This is a genomic window from Peribacillus sp. SRI_006 (genome assembly GCF_057586375.1).
In genome coordinates, this window is the sequence record NZ_JBYCZT010000002.1 from 292090 (window position 1) to 310798 (window position 18709).

14 protein-coding genes and 1 pseudogene are annotated in these 18709 nt (G+C 38.3%); 11 read left to right on the plus strand and 4 right to left on the minus strand.

The window, feature by feature from the left end; genetic code table 11:
• Positions 1 to 102: 102 nt before the first annotated feature.
• From AC2YHV_RS03775 to AC2YHV_RS03805, 7 genes and pseudogenes are all read left to right on the plus strand, one after another.
• On the plus strand, positions 103 to 1323 hold the full coding sequence (locus AC2YHV_RS03775; RefSeq protein WP_487372617.1) for a dihydrolipoamide acetyltransferase family protein: 1221 nt from the start codon (positions 103 to 105) through the stop codon (positions 1321 to 1323).
• Positions 1324 to 1339: 16 nt separating this feature from the next.
• Positions 1340 to 2722 carry a dihydrolipoyl dehydrogenase gene (gene lpdA / locus AC2YHV_RS03780; RefSeq protein WP_487372618.1) on the plus strand — a complete coding sequence of 461 codons (1383 nt, stop codon included), beginning with the start codon at positions 1340 to 1342 and terminating at the stop codon, positions 2720 to 2722.
• A gap of 35 nt (positions 2723 to 2757) precedes the next feature.
• Positions 2758 to 3534: an acetoin reductase gene (locus AC2YHV_RS03785; protein WP_057277653.1), complete on the plus strand. Its 777-nt coding sequence runs from the start codon at positions 2758 to 2760 to the stop codon at positions 3532 to 3534.
• A 206-nt stretch (positions 3535 to 3740) separates the two neighbouring features.
• A pseudogene (locus AC2YHV_RS03790) lies at positions 3741 to 5626 on the plus strand (sigma-54-dependent Fis family transcriptional regulator).
• A gap of 71 nt (positions 5627 to 5697) precedes the next feature.
• Complete coding sequence (locus AC2YHV_RS03795; protein ID WP_487372619.1) at positions 5698 to 6675, plus strand: NAD(P)H-dependent flavin oxidoreductase; 978 nt, start codon at positions 5698 to 5700, stop codon at positions 6673 to 6675.
• Positions 6676 to 7609: 934 nt separating this feature from the next.
• Complete coding sequence (locus tag AC2YHV_RS03800; RefSeq protein ID WP_487372620.1) at positions 7610 to 7957, plus strand: hypothetical protein; 348 nt, start codon at positions 7610 to 7612, stop codon at positions 7955 to 7957.
• A gap of 1816 nt (positions 7958 to 9773) precedes the next feature.
• On the plus strand, positions 9774 to 10478 hold the full coding sequence (locus AC2YHV_RS03805) for an exosporium leader peptide-containing protein (protein WP_487372621.1): 705 nt from the start codon (positions 9774 to 9776) through the stop codon (positions 10476 to 10478).
• A 112-nt stretch (positions 10479 to 10590) separates the two neighbouring features.
• Here the strand turns inward: AC2YHV_RS03805 and AC2YHV_RS03810 are convergent, their stop codons facing one another.
• Entirely contained in the window at positions 10591 to 11229 is a 639-nt protein-coding gene (locus tag AC2YHV_RS03810) for a glycosyltransferase (protein WP_487372622.1), read from the minus strand.
• A 729-nt stretch (positions 11230 to 11958) separates the two neighbouring features.
• Here AC2YHV_RS03810 and AC2YHV_RS03815 point away from each other — a divergent pair.
• Entirely contained in the window at positions 11959 to 12990 is a 1032-nt protein-coding gene (locus tag AC2YHV_RS03815) for an acyltransferase family protein (protein ID WP_487372623.1), read from the plus strand.
• A 90-nt stretch (positions 12991 to 13080) separates the two neighbouring features.
• Here AC2YHV_RS03815 and AC2YHV_RS03820 read toward each other — a convergent pair whose 3' ends face one another.
• The gene (locus tag AC2YHV_RS03820; RefSeq protein ID WP_487372624.1) at positions 13081 to 14055 is read right to left on the minus strand and encodes a bile acid:sodium symporter family protein; all 975 of its coding nucleotides are present in this window, start codon (positions 14053 to 14055) and stop codon (positions 13081 to 13083) included.
• A 4-nt stretch (positions 14056 to 14059) separates the two neighbouring features.
• Entirely contained in the window at positions 14060 to 15448 is a 1389-nt protein-coding gene (locus AC2YHV_RS03825) for an FAD-binding oxidoreductase (RefSeq protein ID WP_487372625.1), read from the minus strand.
• A 531-nt stretch (positions 15449 to 15979) separates the two neighbouring features.
• Between AC2YHV_RS03825 and AC2YHV_RS03830 the strand changes: the two genes are divergently transcribed.
• A complete protein-coding gene (locus tag AC2YHV_RS03830) occupies positions 15980 to 16768 on the plus strand; it encodes a FadR/GntR family transcriptional regulator (protein WP_487372626.1) in 789 nt (262 codons plus the stop codon).
• 188 nt (positions 16769 to 16956) lie between these two features.
• On the opposite strand, the gene AC2YHV_RS03835 is transcribed toward AC2YHV_RS03830, so the two are convergent.
• On the minus strand, positions 16957 to 17136 hold the full coding sequence (locus tag AC2YHV_RS03835) for a hypothetical protein (RefSeq protein WP_034306717.1): 180 nt from the start codon (positions 17134 to 17136) through the stop codon (positions 16957 to 16959).
• A 301-nt stretch (positions 17137 to 17437) separates the two neighbouring features.
• Here AC2YHV_RS03835 and AC2YHV_RS03840 point away from each other — a divergent pair, with 301 nt between their 5' ends.
• Positions 17438 to 17809 carry a cyclic-phosphate processing receiver domain-containing protein gene (locus tag AC2YHV_RS03840; protein ID WP_034306719.1) on the plus strand — a complete coding sequence of 124 codons (372 nt, stop codon included), beginning with the start codon at positions 17438 to 17440 and terminating at the stop codon, positions 17807 to 17809.
• Between the two features lie 562 nt (positions 17810 to 18371).
• Positions 18372 to 18572, plus strand: coding sequence for a hypothetical protein (locus tag AC2YHV_RS03845; RefSeq protein WP_487372627.1), 201 nt, complete (start codon positions 18372 to 18374; stop codon positions 18570 to 18572).
• Positions 18573 to 18709: the final 137 nt, after the last annotated feature.

Sequence of the window (18709 nt, forward strand, 5' to 3'; positions counted from 1 at the left end):
AATCCAGATGCATGCTCCAGCTTTTTCGCATAGAACTGCAAAGGTTGGAGCAACAAAACCAATGATGGATAAAACAAACCATTATGAAGGGAGAAATTAGATATGGCTGTCGAAGTGGTAATGCCGAAATTGGGCATGGCAATGAAAGAAGGCACTGTTTCGTTATGGAGTAAGGCTGTTGGGGATCCAGTCCAAAAAGGTGAAGCAATAGCCAGCATCAATTCAGAGAAAATAGAAATGGATATTGAATCTCCAGCGGAAGGTACGATTCTGAATATAGCAGTTCAAGAAGGACAAGGAGTACCTCCAGGAACCGTAATCTGTCATATCGGAGATCCGAATGAAAAAATAAAGATCGATGAACCTGTTGCTGTAGAGACCCAGTTGAAAATTGATGAACAAGAAAAGCCGAAAACAAACGAGTCCCCCACTTTGCCAATAGCAGACCGATTGATGATCACTCCGGTTGCACGAAAAATGGCACAGGCAGCGAATCTTGACATTGAGATGATTCAAGGCACCGGGCCAGGAGGAAGAATCACTAAAGAAGATGTCCAGAAAGTAATGGAGAAAAGGGATTCCATCCCGGTAAATACAGTAGAAAGAATAGTTCCGCCAAAACCTGCTATAGAGAGTCAGCAGCAGATTCCTGTTAAGGGAATGAGGAACATCATTGCCAAACGTATGAAAGAGAGCTTGCAAAGCAGTGCCCAATTAACGCTAACGCTGAAAGTTGATGTCACTGATCTAGTCATTTTGCAAAAACAGGCTACAGAAACGCTGCAAAAATATGAATCAACTAAATTGACTATAACGGACTTTGTTGCCAAGGCTGTCGTGCTTTCACTTAAAGAGCACCCTAAAATGAATAGTGCCTATATTGAAGATAACATCATTTTGTATGAGTCTATCCATCTTGGATTAGCGGTGGCCTTGGAGAATGGACTAGTTGTTCCCGTCATAAGAAATGCCGAAAATTGTACCCTAAGACAGTTATCGAATAAGGGGAAGGAGTTGGCCCGGTGTGCACGTGACGGTCAATTGCCAATTGAAGACATGCAAGGTTCCACTTTTACAATCAGTAACCTCGGGGCATATGGCGTTGAGCATTTTACACCGATTCTCAATACACCGGAAACGGGGATACTCGGAATTGGCACTGCTTACGATACCCCGCTTTATATTGGCGAAGAATTGGAGAGGAGAACGATTTTGCCACTCAGTTTAACTTTTGATCACCGTGTACTGGACGGGGCACCCGCTGCTGCCTTTTTACAAACACTAAAACGGTATTTAGAAGAGCCGATCACCGTGATTTTATAGAAAAGGAGGGAAAGACTTGAATCGTATAGTTATTATAGGCGGAGGTCCTGCAGGGTATGTAGCGGCAATCACTGCTGCCCAGCAGGATAAGGAAGTCATATTGGTAGTCGATGGGCCATTGGGCGGAACCTGTTTAAACGAAGGCTGCATGCCAACGAAGTCATTATTGAAAAGTGCCGATACGTATGACTTGGTGAAAAATGCAGGGCAAATAGGAATTCGCCTTTCCCTCAATTCGATTGAAGTCGATTGGGATACCGTACAGGAACGAAAAAGAGAGGTCATTTCTAAACTTGTGAACGGCATTCGATATTTAATGGGTAAGAATAAAATAAAAGTTATACAGGGCAGGGCTTCTATCCTTTCAAGCAATCGACTGCGGATCGAGAACGGAAATGAAAATGAAGTGATTGATGCAAGTAAGATCATCATTTCAACGGGGTCTGAACCGATTCCACTACCTTTTGCGCCGTTTGATGGTGAATGGATCATCCACAGTGGTCATGCCATGTCACTTCCTGCTATTCCCGATTCCCTGCTAATTGTCGGAGGCGGCGTCATCGGATGTGAATTTGCCAGCATTTATAGCAGGATGGGCACCGAGGTTACCGTTATCGAAATGGGGGAAAAGCTGCTTCCAGGGGAAGATGAGGATATCACCAGCATTCTGCATGAAGAATTGAAAAACCAAGGCGTTACGGTCCATACCTCCACAGCTGTCAAAAACATCAATGCAACCAGTAAAACGGTATATTTAGAGAATGGCGATGGCAAATTGGAAGAAATGCATGCTGATTACGTACTCGTATCTATAGGGAGAAGACCAAGAGTGAACGGAGTAGGCTTAGAGGAAAACGATATTGATTTTTCCCGACTTGGCATCTCGGTGGATGATCGAATGCAAACAAGCAATCCAACGATTTATGCCTGCGGTGATGTGATAGGAGGCATCCAACTTGCCCATGTAGCTTTTCATGAAGGACGGGTGGCGGCCCTGAATGCCTGCGGTCAATTTGCACAAGTGAATTACCGGGCAATCCCTCGCTGCATTTATACCTCCCCGGAGATTGCCAGTGTAGGCTTGACCGAAAAAGAAGCGCGTCAAAAATATGGTGAAATTAAAGTTGGTGAATTCGCTTTTTCGGCAAATGGGAAAGCTGTCCTTTCCAATAAACCGGTAGGAAAGGTCAAAGTCCTAGTGAACCCACAATATAATGAAATTCTAGGTTTTTCCATTGTCGGTCAGCATGCAACAGAATTGATTGGACAAGGAACGATCATGCTGCATGCTGAAATAACGGCAGATATGTTGGAAGATTTAGTGGCGGCGCATCCAACCTTGTCGGAATCCATACATGAAGCTCTTTTAAATGTAGTAGGTCAAGCTGTGCATTCCTAAAATAAATAAGTTTTTTTACTGAAGGGGGATTTTGTATGGTTAGCGGTCAACGGACGGCAGTCGTCACTGGTGCAGGTCGTGGTATCGGACGTGCCATTGCATTAAGATTAGCTCAAGATGGATTGAATGTGGTCATTAACGATGTCAAACTGGATACGGCTGAATCGGTCGTGAATGAGATAAGGGAACTTGGACGTGAAAGCTTTGCCGTTAAAGCGGATGTAAGCAATAGACGGGAAGTGTTCGAAATGGTAAATCAAGTTGTGGAACGTTTTGGACAACTGGATGTTATGGTTTCAAATGCAGGAATTGCACAAATAAAGCCTCTATTGGAAGTAACTCAAGAAGACCTTGAACAGATTTTCAATATAAATGTAAATGGTGTCCTCTTTTGCCTGCAAGCCGCGGCAGAACAAATGAAAAAGCAAGAAGGCGGGAAAATCATAAGTGCTGCCAGCATAGCCAGTTATAAAGGGTTTAGTTTACTAGGTACATACTCGGCCACAAAATTTGCCGTTAGGGGAATTACACAAGCGGCAGCACAGGAATTGGCCCAGTTCGGCATTACGGTGAATGCATACTGTCCAGGAATTGTCGGCACGCAAATGTGGGATTTAATCGATGAAAAAATGGGCCCATATATGAATCTTGCTAAAGGGGAAACATTTAAAAAGTTCACAGATTCCATAACCTTGGGACGCTCCGAAACCCCAGAAGATGTGGCGAAATTCGTCTCTTACCTTGCTTCACCGGATTCGGATTATATGACAGGTCAATCCATCATGATTGATGGAGGAGTTATTTTCTCATAAACTTTATTGTTAAATAGAGAAGCATCATGTGAATGATCACATGATGCTTTTTTTTGCAAACTCAATCTAAATATTGTAAGCGAATACATAATCTACTATAATTAAAAAGACCTCGAATAACATCCTATTTTATTACTCCATGGTATTTTTCCTCTAGATTGACTGGTCAAATGAAGGTTCAAACCAAATGATTAGAGGAGGATTATATGCTATCCACCAGTTGTTATCTACGTACATGGGAACGCTTTGTCAGTGATGGGGTTCTCGATTCAAATCGTCTGAACAAGCGAATAATGGAATCCTGGTATCGCTGCAAAAAAGATCAAGTCAACCCATACCTTAATAAAGGCAAACACATTTTGTCGGATGAATTATTGGACATTCAAAGAGAAAAAAACTCCTTCCTATTAGAAGTTGCATCACCCCAATTATCCAGGATGAATCAATCGATAAAAGAATCTGGAATGATGGCTTTATTGGTCGATCCGGATGGATATGTCCTTTCACTTTCCGGAAACGAGAAAATCCTCGATGAGGCAGGAAAAATAAATTTTGTGGAGGGTGTATGCTGGACGGAGGGTGAGGTCGGAACGAACGCAATTGGAACAGCTTTGAAAACGGGTGAAGCCGTAATGATCCAAGGTACCGAACACTATTCGATTGCCTCGCACAAATGGAGTTGCTCTGCCATGCCCATATTAAATGAAGACGGTAAGATATTGGGAGTTTTGGATATATCATGTCCAGTAGAATATTTTCATCCCTCCATGCTGGGGATGGTAGCCAATTTGGCGTATACGATCGAACAGGAAATGGGAATGCGTTCCTATAAAAAGGAGCTGGCACTGACCCAGCACTCGATAGAACTTGCAGAAACCTATCCAGATTTGCCTTTTATCGTATGTAATCATAAACAAATGATAATATCCGCCAGTAAACAGGTTCGCAAAAAAATTCCTCAATCCATCGGTATGGCGTTGACCGATCTGTTAAATCATGGATATCGAATCGTAAAGGAAAATCCGCTTCTATCCAAAGAGGATAATAGGGTTTCCGGTAAGTGTTTATTCTTATCAGAGAATCATGGTCGTGAAACCAATAGGCTTTTTCCTGCTTCAATGCCTTCAGAAAGATTTGTCTTCGAAGGGGAAAGAGGGATTAGTGAATCCTTTCATAACACATTACGTAAAGTGAAGCTTGTTGCACCGACAGAAGCGAATGTGTATATATCCGGTGAAACAGGTGTTGGGAAAGAGCTTATTGCCAAGGCTATTCATGAAAATGGCATCCGCAAAAAAGGACCATTCGTCACGATAAATTGCGGAGCCATACCTAAGGATTTAATGGAAAGTGAACTATTCGGGTATGTTGATGGCGCTTTTACAGGGGCTAAACGGCAAGGGCACAAAGGGAAGTTCGAGCAGGCAAATGGAGGGACCATTTTTCTCGATGAAATCGGTGAAATCCCTTCAGCGATGCAGGTTGCCTTACTGCGTGTTCTTCAAGAAAGAAAAATCGTTCCGATCGGCGGCACAAAAAGCATATCATTGGATATTCGCATTATCACTGCAACACACCGTAATCTTGAAGAGCTTGTCAATGAAGGGTCTTTTCGTAAGGATTTATACTATCGGCTGAACGTTTACCCCATTCATGTACCTCCCTTAAGGGAAAGGATTGAAGATATTCCTTATCTAGTCAACTACCTGTGTTCGAATAATAATTGGAATATTCCATTAACTGAAGAATTATTGAACCGTTTAAAGGAGTACAATTGGCCAGGCAATATTAGAGAACTGCAGAATGTACTTCAGCGATTGACCATCTTACTAGCAGAGGGACCTCTTGATTATGTTAAAGTGTTGAATACCCTGCATTCCCAGCCTGTTACACGGCATAATGATTTCCCTGCATGGGAAGAACCGGGTAAAAATGACATCAAGGGAAATGAACTGACGATCCGTGAAAAAATTCAACGGGATCTAATGATAGAGGCATTACAAAAATCAAGAGGAAATGTCACTGCTGCAGCAAAGCTGATGGATATTCCAAGAAGTACATTTACAAGCGGCTCCATAAGTATGGTATATAGACATGCGTGTGTACATTAAGTAAGAAAAGCAGACTTATAGAAATCCTTGAAAAATGAAAGGGGTATGGCAAATGAAAACGAGAATGACTGAATTATTGGGGATTGAATATCCGATTATTTGCGGCGGGATGTTTCAAGTTGGCCTAGCCCCGCTCGCAGCCGCCGTTTCAGAAGCGGGGGGGCTAGGCATCATTACTTCGAAAACCCAGGTGACACCAGAAGGTCTCCGTGATGAAATACGCAAAGTGAAAATTTTGACCAAGAAGCCCTTTGCTGTCAACCTTAACCTGTTTCCAAGTCAAACGGCAACCCCGAATGATGAGTTCATCGATATTTTAATGGATGAAGATGTAAAAATTGTTGAAACGAGTGGCCGAAGCCCAGAAAGTTTAATGCCCAAACTTAAAGAGCACGGCTTTACCGTGATACATAAGGTAGCGAACGTCAAAAACGCAATGTCGGCAGAGAAATTAGGAGTCGATGCCATTATCATTGTAGGGAATGAAACAGGCGGACATCCAGGCATGGGGGATGTAGGAACGCTTGTCATGCTCCCTAGAGCCGTTGACTCCGTTACTATACCAGTAATAGCAGGCGGAGGATTTTCGGATGGAAGAGGCCTGATTAGCGCCTTATCACTCGGTGCTGAAGGTATCGTCATGGGGACACGCTTTATGGCAACGCAAGAAGCACCGATTCATGAAAACGTGAAGCAGTGGATGGTATCGGCCAATGAAACGGATACGGTCGTCATCCAACGGAATATAGGCAGTCCTTCGCGTGTAGCATTAAATGCCGTCAGTAAAGAAGTGGACAAACTTGAAAATGAAGGTGCCACTATAGAGGAATTGATTCCGCTAATTACGGGACAAAGAAGCAAGAAAGTATACTTTGAAGGAAATTTAGACGGAGGCATCTGGTCATGCGGTCAATCCGTAGGACTCATAAAAGAAATATTGACCGTCAATGAACTGATCAAACAAATCGTCCAAGAAGCAAAAAACTCGTTCGAATTCATCCAAAGCCGTATCGAATCCATTCGAACATAAATAACCTAACTGGAACATGCGATCAATAGTGATTTCGTGTTCCTTAGGTGGTCAAGAATAGACTTTATCAAAAATGCATGACCGTTATTTATAACAGAAGAATGATTTATAACTCTAACGCGAAAAGCCAATTCAAGAGAAAAAAGCTACATAAGCCCATCAATTACTTGCTAATTAACTTTCAGCAACTTCTTAATAAAAACTTTCAAATGCAAAAAAACCAAAAAGGTAATTAACCTTTCGTGAGTGTTTACATAACATTATTATTCTGCTTAATTCAAACAAAGCTTGAGATTTTAAAACCATTCTATTTTATCTGGCATTTTTGATTCCTGAAACTTTTAAATCTTTTTATATTAAATGTAAAAATCGACTTTTACGATTTTATATCACTCATGATAAACAAGAACTGATTGCTGAAAGTAGGTGTGGCTCTATACAAATTTAATTTGAAGGTTTGCCTTATAATCCTTGGCAGCTTCCTCTTGATTCACTTCTTGTTTCCACATATGAAAGCGGTCAATGCTTGTTATTTTACATCAAAACTCGATGGCGGTTTGAGCATCATTAAGTTTAAAACAATTTTTAAAGGTTATTCATGCTAAAGGCTGCTATGAGGTTAATTATGAAAGCTTATATTGTAATTATGTGGCTAAATGGAGGAGCTATCATCAATTTCAGGTAGAAAGGGGAACTTGCATGATAAAAAACCTTTTGAATTATCGATAAAAAACCTTTTGAATTTCATTGAGGTAAATTATATTTATATAACTTTTTATAAGTGTTAACCCGTGATTTTTCTCATTTGGCCAATTAATTTATATATAAGAATAATAAAAATGATAAAAAATGTAAATAAAACCGAGATATTTAGATTACTACAGGTTATTAGATAACTATTCTTTGAATAGGTCTTTAGGAAAGGGGAAACAATATGAAGAAAAAGATTATTTGTGCACTTACCCTAGCTGCTTTTTTAATAGGAGGGGCAATCATTTATTACTCAATTTCTATTTCTTTATACACAGCTACAGAAGATTTAAATGAATTCCCTGTACCTAAAAATGCTGAATTGGTTCAGTTAAATGAACAAGGGAATAGATATGAATGGTCAAGGGCTTCTGAAGAAGACGGCATTCCCAATGGATATGCAATGGCCCTTAAAGCGAATGGATGGAAAAAGGGGAAAAGCGAGGGCGCTTCCGTTTTATACATGAAGGGAAATAATAAAATAGATTTGATTACAACAACCAAGCAATTAGAGATCCTTAGAGTGAAATGACTAAGGATGATAAATACTAATTGAATAATCCGATCTATAGTATAAAAATGATTGAAAACGAAATATGTTAACAATTAGCAGATAAATTAAAAATCAATATATAAATCAAGAAAATTTAAATGACCGTAACTGATGTGAAATTAGCTTAAATCCAAGAAATCTTATTGCGAATTTAGACCGAATTTTTAAATTGAAGATCAATCATTATAATTGGAACAATTTTTATTTAAGTTTTAAAGTATAAGTTTACAATGACTAATTAATAAAAAAATTATAGATAAATAATGGCAATGAAATTAAATATAAAAAATCCGTATCCCATCTCACTAAGTTAAGTATTCTTAAGATATGAGACAAAATAAACATTAAAAATACAACTTCCTATAATATATATTATGTAAACTAGAAAAATGTTTAATAAAAATGATTCTTTCCTTTAATGTCTACCACCCCTCATCTATTAAACATTTTTAACAACGACTACATCTGACATATAGACATCCATACGGAAAATCATTTTTACGAATGTTTTAGCTTCTCTATTTTCCTTTTATGATTAATTCTAAATTCCTGTCAAGACTTTCTTTTTAAAATTATTATCTAATTGATAAATATCCTTGTTGAACCGTTTATTATTTGATTCATTTCCTTATTCCCGAAATAATTCACCAATCTTTACAAATATCCTATTCATGAATCTAAACTTTTTCAAATATACCTCAGGGTGATTCAGATTTAGAAATCCATGATTTTCCACGCGAAACGGGATTCGACAATACTTTCTTTCGTATTTCTCAGTTGCAACAATCCATTGTTCGGAATTCGCTTGGAAGACTTGAAAGTTTAAGCTACACGGTTACATTGGCAGAACCAGAGGCTTCTTAATTCAGTTAACCAATCCGATTCCATATATAAGACGCTCTCCCCTTTTACAAATGAACTGCGTCTTTTTCGGTATTCCTTTTTTCTCCAGAAGTTAATTTTCATGGTATTTCAACAAGCACATTTATAGGTTTTTTTATGTTCAGTATATACATAACGTTGATAAATCGATATTCCAGCTTCTTCTTTAAAATAACTTGCCCAAACGTTATTCAGCTATCATTCTTAATTGTACGCATTCAATATAACCCATTCAATATAACTTTAAATAGATCCTTATTTTTAAAAAAACAAACTTAAAAATCCAAGCCTTTTTTTTATATCGGCATATATAGTGTAGAAAGGGAGTGATTAACTTGGACGATCACGATAATAATTGTTGCAAAGAATCACACTACGGAAAACAGGACCTCAAGGACCAGGGGGTGCTTTGGCTTAATCATTGTACAATCCGTTTGGGAATTTTGTCATATAGATTTTGATTTCCGAGGATTCAGTTTAAATACAATCCCGAATCCGGAAACAAATGAGATCACTGTCTCTCTAAGTGGTGTCTATGAAATAAGTGCCGACCTTGTTGTTGTTACTAATGAACTTGACACTTCATTATTCACGATTAACTGAAGTGTCATAGGGCCCATTCCAGGTTCCTCTTTCGGAATCGTAATAGGATTGACATGTCAAACTGGAGAACCTTTTTGGTTTAACACTATAGGTAAGACCGTCCAAGTGGAATTAAATGCAGGAGAAAAAGTGTTTGTGTTTATTCAAAATGTGAGTGGAAGTGTTTCTTATAGATCTCCGTCACTTACTGTAAAACGTATAGGGCCCCTTGTATCCTCTGCTAAAGAGGAAATAGAAACTATTAAAGCAGAAAGAGAAACGGAAAAAACAGAAAAAAATCTTCATTGCTCGACTTTTCGGAAAGTGAACAATGAGAAAAAGGGTGAGTAAAATAGATAAGCCAATTCAAGGTCGTAGATTTGTTGACACGACCTATAAGTGTAAAAAAGATGATTTCTTTAATAAAAAAGATGATTTCGTCAATAAAAACGATCATAAAAAATGTAAGGATAGTGAACAAGGTCCTCGAGGACCTCAAGGACCTCAAGGGTTTCAAGGACTTCCAGGACCTCCAGGACCAGGGGGTGCTTTGGCTTATGGGTCATTGTACGATCCGTCTGGAAATTTTGTCACAGTATCTACGGTAAGTCCTCCGGCTCTGGGGCAGAAGGTTGTTTTTACAACTACTGGGCCGTTATTAGGAACTGCTCCTTTTCCTCCCGGTCCTGGTCCTTATACTGATATTGAGGTTCTGACTGCTGGGGTTTATGAGATTAGCATGGATCTAACAGCCAGATTGATTAATGCTTCTAACTTGACGTTTAATACCGAGGTGCAGTTCAGGTTATTCATCAATGACACAACCCCGGTTCTTGAAAGTACTTTTGAATCCTTTAATCGTATTTCAGGCGGTCCAGGCGGTCAACCATCGCAAGTTGAAACTAGAAACACGATAGGAAGAACAATCCAACTTCAATTATCCGCAAACGATAGGCTAAGTATTAGAGTTATTACTGCATCTGCCAATGTAACATATAGGTATCCCTCATTAGTAGTCACAAAAATCGCCAACTAGCTGCCAAAGTCAGTAAATAGGAGCAAAAAGAGCCCTAACCTAAATGTTGAGGGCTTTTTCCTTTTATAACTTTCAGAAGCTTAGAATGCTGGAGGATTCTTAAGATTATTTTTTAAAACTTATCAGGAAACTGCTTTATAACTCCCGCAGAGATAGTATCTGCCATTAAGATTATATGTATGACCCCTTCGTCAATTGCAACAATTCTTGCGTTCCAATCTTTTGCTAAGCTTGCAGTTAAATCATTTGTCACAAATTTCAGATATATATACAGCAAATTTTTTAGATCCTCATTTTTTAAATAGGGGTTGGCACCGCTAAGGAAAGCTGCTATTTCATCAGCATTTCTATACCATTCTTTGTTTAGCTGTTTCACCAAGGCATCATTTCCGCTTTTAGCCGCATCTACAATCTTTCCCGCAATTACAATATGCTCCTTAAGAAGATCCGTAAGTTTGTTCCCAGCTTTCTCTCCGTATACTGGCTTTACAGCATTACCAATATCCTCCTGATTCTTTAGAAGTCTAGCCAGTACCTGTGTTTGATCCTCCGCTCCAGCGGTGGTTGCACTTGTTATATAATTACTTGTCCACAATACATGATCAATCCAAAGTCTCCTGAATTCATTTTCGAAGTTTACCTCAGATTGACTAATACGTTGTACCTGTGGCTTAGCGTATGCGCTAGTTGTTCCGGCCACCATGTTTAGAGGAAAAAATAAAATAAATCCCATCAACAGTAATTTTTTCATAAAACCATCTCCTCCCAAAGTTAAAAAGTTCTTTTTTATTATTGATATATGCGATTTTTATATGCATAAAATTGCTTGTACTTACCATGTTTATATTAAATTGGAATTAGATGGACTCACATCGTCCAATGTAAGCTGTTTTGTATAAAATCAGGTCATCAATCATGATATTAATACACAGACACAGCTACGTCGCATTGGTGCTTTAAATATGATTAATTAATGTTTAAATTACTTGAAAATTCAGGAATGAGGCGCAAAGAATTAGTGAATTTAATATGGGAGCAAGTTAATAGAGAAAGTAGAAAATAAGAACGCCTCCTCCCCCTTCATCACATTGTCTTACCAAAACTATTAAGCATTCTATAGCAGCAAAAATTAAATGTATTTAATAGATCAGCAGGACTTATGCTCCAGCATGTGTGCAGTGCTCCAAGCAATGATAATTAAATATCAATTTGCAAGGTGCAATCAGAATGTCTCCCACTTCCCTTAGTCAAAGGCTTGAAAACATAGGCATTCATATGATTACTATCTGTATAGTCTGTATAGTGATGATACTACTACAAACAGTCCACCCTCCTGAACGATTAGCTGTTCATTAATTAAGTCTTACAGTATCTTGTAATTGGAATCAGAAAGAAAGAAAGAAAAAAATAAATTTTTCTTTGGTGTACATAATATAGGGAATAACCAATGATAGTAAAAGTGTTATGAAAGGGTGAACAAATGGAAAGAAATAACGCGATTGACTTTATTAAATTTTTTGCCATATTTTCTGTTGTAGTCATTCATGTATTCCCTAGGGATAGCCAAATTGGTCTATTTATTCTCGATAACTTCTCAAGGTTTGCGGTGCCATTCTTCTTTACTGCATCTGGTTATTTGTTCGGTCAAAAGATGATCCATAAAAGGGATTCCTTTGATTATTTTAAAAGGTATATTATAAAAATCTTGAAACTGTATTTGTGCTGGCTCTTCTTTTATATGATGTATGATGTTCTAATTCTGTATAAAGATGCTGCCGATGTACCAAAGGAATTTGCGCAATACATAAATCATTTTTCTTTTCTTGACCTTTTATATTACGGAACTGGGACTAGCGGATACCAATTGTGGTTTTTAACCGCATTAATTTGGAGTGTTATCATTCTATTCGGTTTTTTTAAGTTAAAAAAAGCATGGCTTCTTTTACCCATTAGCTTAATATTCAACTTGTTAGGTCTTTTCGGACAATCGTATTCGGTGTTCTATGATCTTCCTCTGAGTACACGGGATGCTTTATTCATTGGTCTTTTCTATACAACTTTGGGATTCTTCTTTGCGGATGATAAATTCTTTAAAAAGTCGGGAGCAATAACAGCCAAAACCAATTTATCTTTAATTTTTATCTTCTTTACTATCCAAGTGGTAGAAGGATACTTATTAGAAAAGATTTTATCGGGAAGTCATGGGGAGTATTTTATTTCTACTATCTTTTTAACTGCATTTCTTTTTTTATTTGCATTAAATAATAAAACATTGGGGAAGGATTTGTTCATTACTAAAGTAGGAGGAAGAGCCCTGGGTATATACATTGTTCATGTAGTTTTCATCGATATTTTTGATTTAATTATATCGGCACTAAGAATGGATCCTATATCTGACAATCTTTTCTTAAAACTATTTGAGACACTCCTTATAATTACGATGTCGTACATTTCTTATGACCTGCTTCAATATTTCAAAAGGCGTTTAAGCGAATTTGTAAAAATCAGTTAGTGGAAGGTTAAAACCCTTACTTAGTGCTGGGATTTATAGATAAAAAAAACCCCTGCTGGGAGCATGGGATTTTTTTTCAATTACAAATAATTAAAGCTTGGTCTCCACCGGGTGAACTCTCGGTTCCTCTATGCTGTCGCCAGCATGTTTTTTTGACCAGTAAGTCGCGAGAATTGGTCCCGATATGTTGTGCCATGCAGCAGCCAGGACGCTTGGAAGTGCTGCCAGCGGGCCGAAATGTGCAGTAGCAAGTGCAACACCTAACCCAGAGTTCTGCATGCCCACTTCAATCGAAATCGCTCTTCTATTCAATTCATCAAGTCCAAGCACTTTTGCTGCTAAGTAACCAAAAAGTAACCCAAATCCGTTATGAAGCATCACGGCAGTAAAAATAAGGAACCCGGAAGCAGCAATGCTAGCTGCGTTGCCTGAGACTACTGCGCTTACAATAGTAATGATGGCTGCTACCGAAATAAGTGGTAAAACGGTCATGCTTTTTTCGACTGCTACTGGGAAAAACCGCTTAATGGCCAATCCTAAAACAATCGGTAGAAGGATGACTTGTACAATGGACTTAAACATATCAAAAAAATCAACAGGCATCCATTGTCCTGCCAGCAAAAGCAGAAGCAGCGGTGTCATGATAGGAGCCAGTAAAGTTGATACCGAAGTCATAGCTATCGATAAAGGTACATTCCCTTTTGCAAGATATACCATAACGTTAGAGGCTGTTCCACCTGGTACACAGCCAAGCAATACCAGACCTGCAGCTAATTCGGCTGGCAAATTCATGAGTTTAGCAATAAGGAATGCTACAGATGGCATAATGATAAACTGGGCGCAAACTCCAATTATCACGGGCAGTGGTTTAGTAATGATGATTTTAAAATCAACTGCCTTCAAAGTGAGCCCCATTCCAAACATGACAACGCCAAGCAATATTGTAATGAATCCTCCCAATCCCAAAAATGGCTCAGGAAATATAAAAGCAATGACGGATATTAAGATAACCCAAACAGCAAAATATTTTCCGGCTACTGCGCTTAATGCTTCTAATACTTTCATTCCATCACACTCTTTCTAGCATTAATATTTTATTGGGATTTAATAAATTATTTGGATCAAGGGCCACTTTGATTTTTTCCATCACAAACAGTGAGTTCCCATGTTCTTTTTCCTGATATTTTTGTTTACCGACCCCAACACCATGTTCGCCAGTACATGTTCCCTTACGTTCTAGGGCATACAGGACAATTTGTTCATTTAGCTGTTCTGCTCTTTTAATCTCTTCTTGATTATTGTTATCAATCATTAAAAGTACGTGATAGTTCCCGTCGCCTACATGGCCGACGATCCCACCGGTAAGGCCAAGGAAATCAATAGCTTCCCTTGCGTGGTGAATGGCACCGGACAGCTCTGAAATCGGAAGGCAGACATCAGTCACCATCAGTTTTTTTCCAGGATTGCCATGAATATAAGCATAGGCAAGATTATGGCGAGCTTCCCATAGGCGGTTCCTGGCAGCATTATCTGTTTCAAATTCAATATCGAAACAATTATGTTCAGCTACTATTTCCTTAGTGAACTCTATGTCTTGCTTTAACCCGGCTTCATTGCCATGAAACTCCAAAAATAGTGTAGGCGCTTCGTTATAGCTTGTATCACTATAAAGGTTAACCTGCTTCATTGAGGGTTCATCGACAAGTTCCACCCTTGCTATTGGAACACCTGACTGCAAAATGGATACAACAGCTTCCACCGCATGGGTCAATGTCGGAAATGATGCCCTTGCCGCCATAACGTGCTCAGGAATTCCGTAAACTCTTAACGTCAATTCCGTAAAGCAGCCAAGCGTTCCCTCTGATCCAACAAAAAGGCCGTTTAGATGGTAGCCTGATGACGATTTAGCCGCCAAATTGCCAGTATGTATAATCGAACCATCTGCAAGTACCACTTCAAGATCACGGACTTGATCACGCATCACACCATATTTAACTGATGTCGTTCCACTGGCATTTGTTGCCGCCATTCCGCCAAGAGTAGCATCAGCTCCCGGGTCAACGGAAAAAAACAAACCGTATTTTTTCAATTCTTTGTTTAGTTGCGAACGCGTTACGCCAGGCTGAACTTTTACGAGAAAATCGTTTTCACGAACTTCCAGGATTTTATTCATTAGTGAAAAATCAATTGTTATGCCATGATTGTATGGTATGACATGTCCCTCGAGGCTTGATCCCAACCCAAAAGGAACCAACGGGATTTTGTACTTATTTGCCAATTTCACAACTTCACTAACTTGCTGTGCTGTTTCCGGAAATACAACAATATCTGGAAGACTTACAGCATGATAGGATTCATCTCTGGCATGCAATTCTCTTACTGTCTGGTTTTCCGTTACTTGGCTTCCCGAAAGGATTTGCTTTAAATCGTTGATTAAATTTACACTAGCCGCTTCCATTCTATTCTCCTTCTTTCTGCTATAGCATCCGTTTTTGTCATATCAAAAACTTTGGTCGTACCTATACCAATATTTAGTTTCTTCTTCTATTCTTCAACTGAGTATCAAGAGATGGTTTCCCCCTCCTTAAATGGCTTTATATGATACCGTTTCCATTTATCGGATAATTGGTCTAACCAATTTTCATTATACTAAATTTTTTGACTTTTTCAACAATTATCCGTTTTATACTTTTCTCCATAAAAATATGCTTTATTCTCAATATTTATGGTTAATTTTCCATCCTTATAACAAAAACCCAAACGACCTTTAATAGCCATGTGAACGTAATTTGACTGAATCTAGACCATAATATTTTTACAATATTGGTCTAACCAATTAAAATATCAGATTTTTTCAACAGTTATTTATTTTAATTTTAATATTGCGGATTATCCCCTTGCTTCATAAATGAATGCTTGTTAGAATGATTTCACTAATAGTCGTACCAGCAAGTTGTTAGGGTTGTCATGGAAGGATGTGAAGAAAGTAATGGATTCAATACCAGTTAAATCTCCCAAAGTGTACGAAGTCATCTTCAATCAAATTAAGGAATCTTTTATTAGCGGTGAATTGAAACCTGGAGATAAATTACCGCCTGAACGCGAATTATCCAACCTTTTTAAAGTGAGTCGAACATCAATCAGGGAAGCCCTTCGAGTATTGGAGATAAACGGAGTCATTGAGATTAGACCAGGTGATGGAACATTTATCAGACAATCTGATGTCCAATCACTGATTGAACAGCTAGCCACCTCAATCATCAAATCTGAGGACAACATGGTCTATGAAATGCTTGAAGTCCGTCGAGTAATTGAAACGGAGTGTGCTTTTCTTGCTGCGCAGAGAGCAAACTCTCTTGATTTACAAAATATCCTTAAGGCTCTAGAAGAAATGGCACGCTCGGGACATGATGAAGAATTAGGCTTGCGAGCAGATCTGCTTTTTCACCATAGTATTGCACAAGCCACAAATAATTCCATATATGCTGGATTGGTTCATACTTTAAGTGACCAAATGAAAAATACGATTCGTGCCACCAGACGGCATCGTTTCGCAAAACCAGGTCATTTTCAAGAAACGCTTCAAGAACATAAAGAAATCTACTATTCCATCGCATTAAAGGACGCGGACAAAGCCAAGCAACTAATGAATGCCCATATCATTCGCATTAGAGAGCAGATGGCTGCGGCTACACTTGAAAGCATTGGAGAAGATGCAAAAATTGCTGCTTATCCAAATAAAAAAGACCAGCCTCACAATGCTGTAGGTGAAAAATAAAGTTCCGCTTGCAATATAATTAACCCAATATGGAACTACACCTCTAAAATTATCAACTAAGTGATTTTTTAACCTTGGCCTATTAATTGACACTACTTTGCCCAATAAAAAAAGCGCCTTTCTCAGAGGGCGCTAAGCTGGTTAATTATAGTTAAAAAATTGATCCCTTATTTAGGTAAATGTTTGTTTTATCCTTTTGACATAGTGAAGGAATCAATGTTACATACTTTTAGAGCATTATCAATCAATGAAAGCTGTTCATTAATCATAGATAAGTAGGAAATATGATAGTCATTAATTTGTTCCTTTAACTCCAACAGCAGCGTTTTGTCCCTTAATATAAGGTAAATCTCGTCTGGATGTAACATATCACTTCTCCTTTTAATCAAGATATTACCTTTTACCCAAATTATTACAATCATTAACTTGTAAGTGGATGTTTTGTACTATATTTCACAAGGTATTGCTCAGTAACAATTCCTTCTTATAGTAAAGATCCATTAGTTGAAGTAGCACGACGATCTAAAAAAGGCTGTCGTATAGTAGTATTAAACGTCGAATATGCCCCCTTCTTACCTTATTGTGTTAGACTTAATAGATAAAACCATATTTTCTTGGTTTTAATTGACTTTTCTTAGTCACACTTGCATAAGCAAAGGAGTGAAGGAAATGGAGAAAATCAGCGTTTTTTTGGATGACTATCGGAAAGCACCCGATGGCTATGTGTTAGTCGAGACTATTGACGAATGTTTAGAGCTATTGCAAAACTTTGATATTGAACATCTCTCTTTGGACCATGATTTATTAAATAAAACCAGGAATGGTTCTATGCTTGTTCAAATGATGGTGAAAGAAAAACTATTTGCTAATCGCATTACTATTCACTCTGCCAATTCAGTTGGCGGTAAAGCGATGTACAACTGTTTAAAGCAAGCACAACGGAATTTAACTATGCCCCCTGCCATTATCGTATCCTTACGACCATTGCCCCTCAAATTCTTCCCGTCAAAGGTTCTGCAACATTATATAGATATACGGTAACCCCTTCTCAATCTCAATTACATTTCACCCATTGTTTATACATTAGACCGTAGGTAAGATACAAAGGGCAACTTTAATCCGAGTTGCTCTTTTTGTATTTCTACTTTGTTTAAGAGATTGAATATTTTTCATTGCACACTTTGCCATCATCACCATGTGAACAACTTAATCATCGAATTTTTTTTTTTTCTGGCTGCGTATATCTATATCCCAATTCCCATAGCATTGTACCGACAAGTAGAAGTTCATACCGGATACACATAAAGATTCGACACATATGAGATATGTAATTTTAAAGTTACTATCCTCCCCCTGCCCTATCACCTAATTAATTTTGGTGGTTTCTTAAGACATATCTAGCCACCCAGATCTTTCAATTTTCTGTGGTGATTTTTCCTTCTTTGAGGCTTTGTCTTCCGTTGTAAAAGGTAAACAGTTATCTTTTGTGCTTTTTTGCATTAACTGCCTCCTGATGTAAACAATAAATTTAATTGGAGCTGTTTATAGCGCAACGAAAGCAGCTGTAAATTATGATAGTGAAACGTTCCGTCAAGAGGAAGCCGTGGTTGAAAGTATTGTTTGGGTATCGATTATTTCTCCAGGAGCTATCACAACAGAATTAACTCAAACCATTGCTGATACAGACTTGAAAGGTCCGTTCGAAGAATTATACGATGCTTTTGCGATTAGTCCTGCCCGAATAGCGGAAACGATTCTAGATGCTACCGTTAATGAGTTTATTGTAAGACCATCTCGACAATAGCCTTAATCGATAAAAGTTTTGAATAAATTGCAGGTCAATAAAATAGATCACACCCTGATTGAAAGCGGACAAGGGGTGATCTATTTTAGTCTTAAAGCCAATTGCTATTTAATATGCCCATTCTGTATTCATTGAAT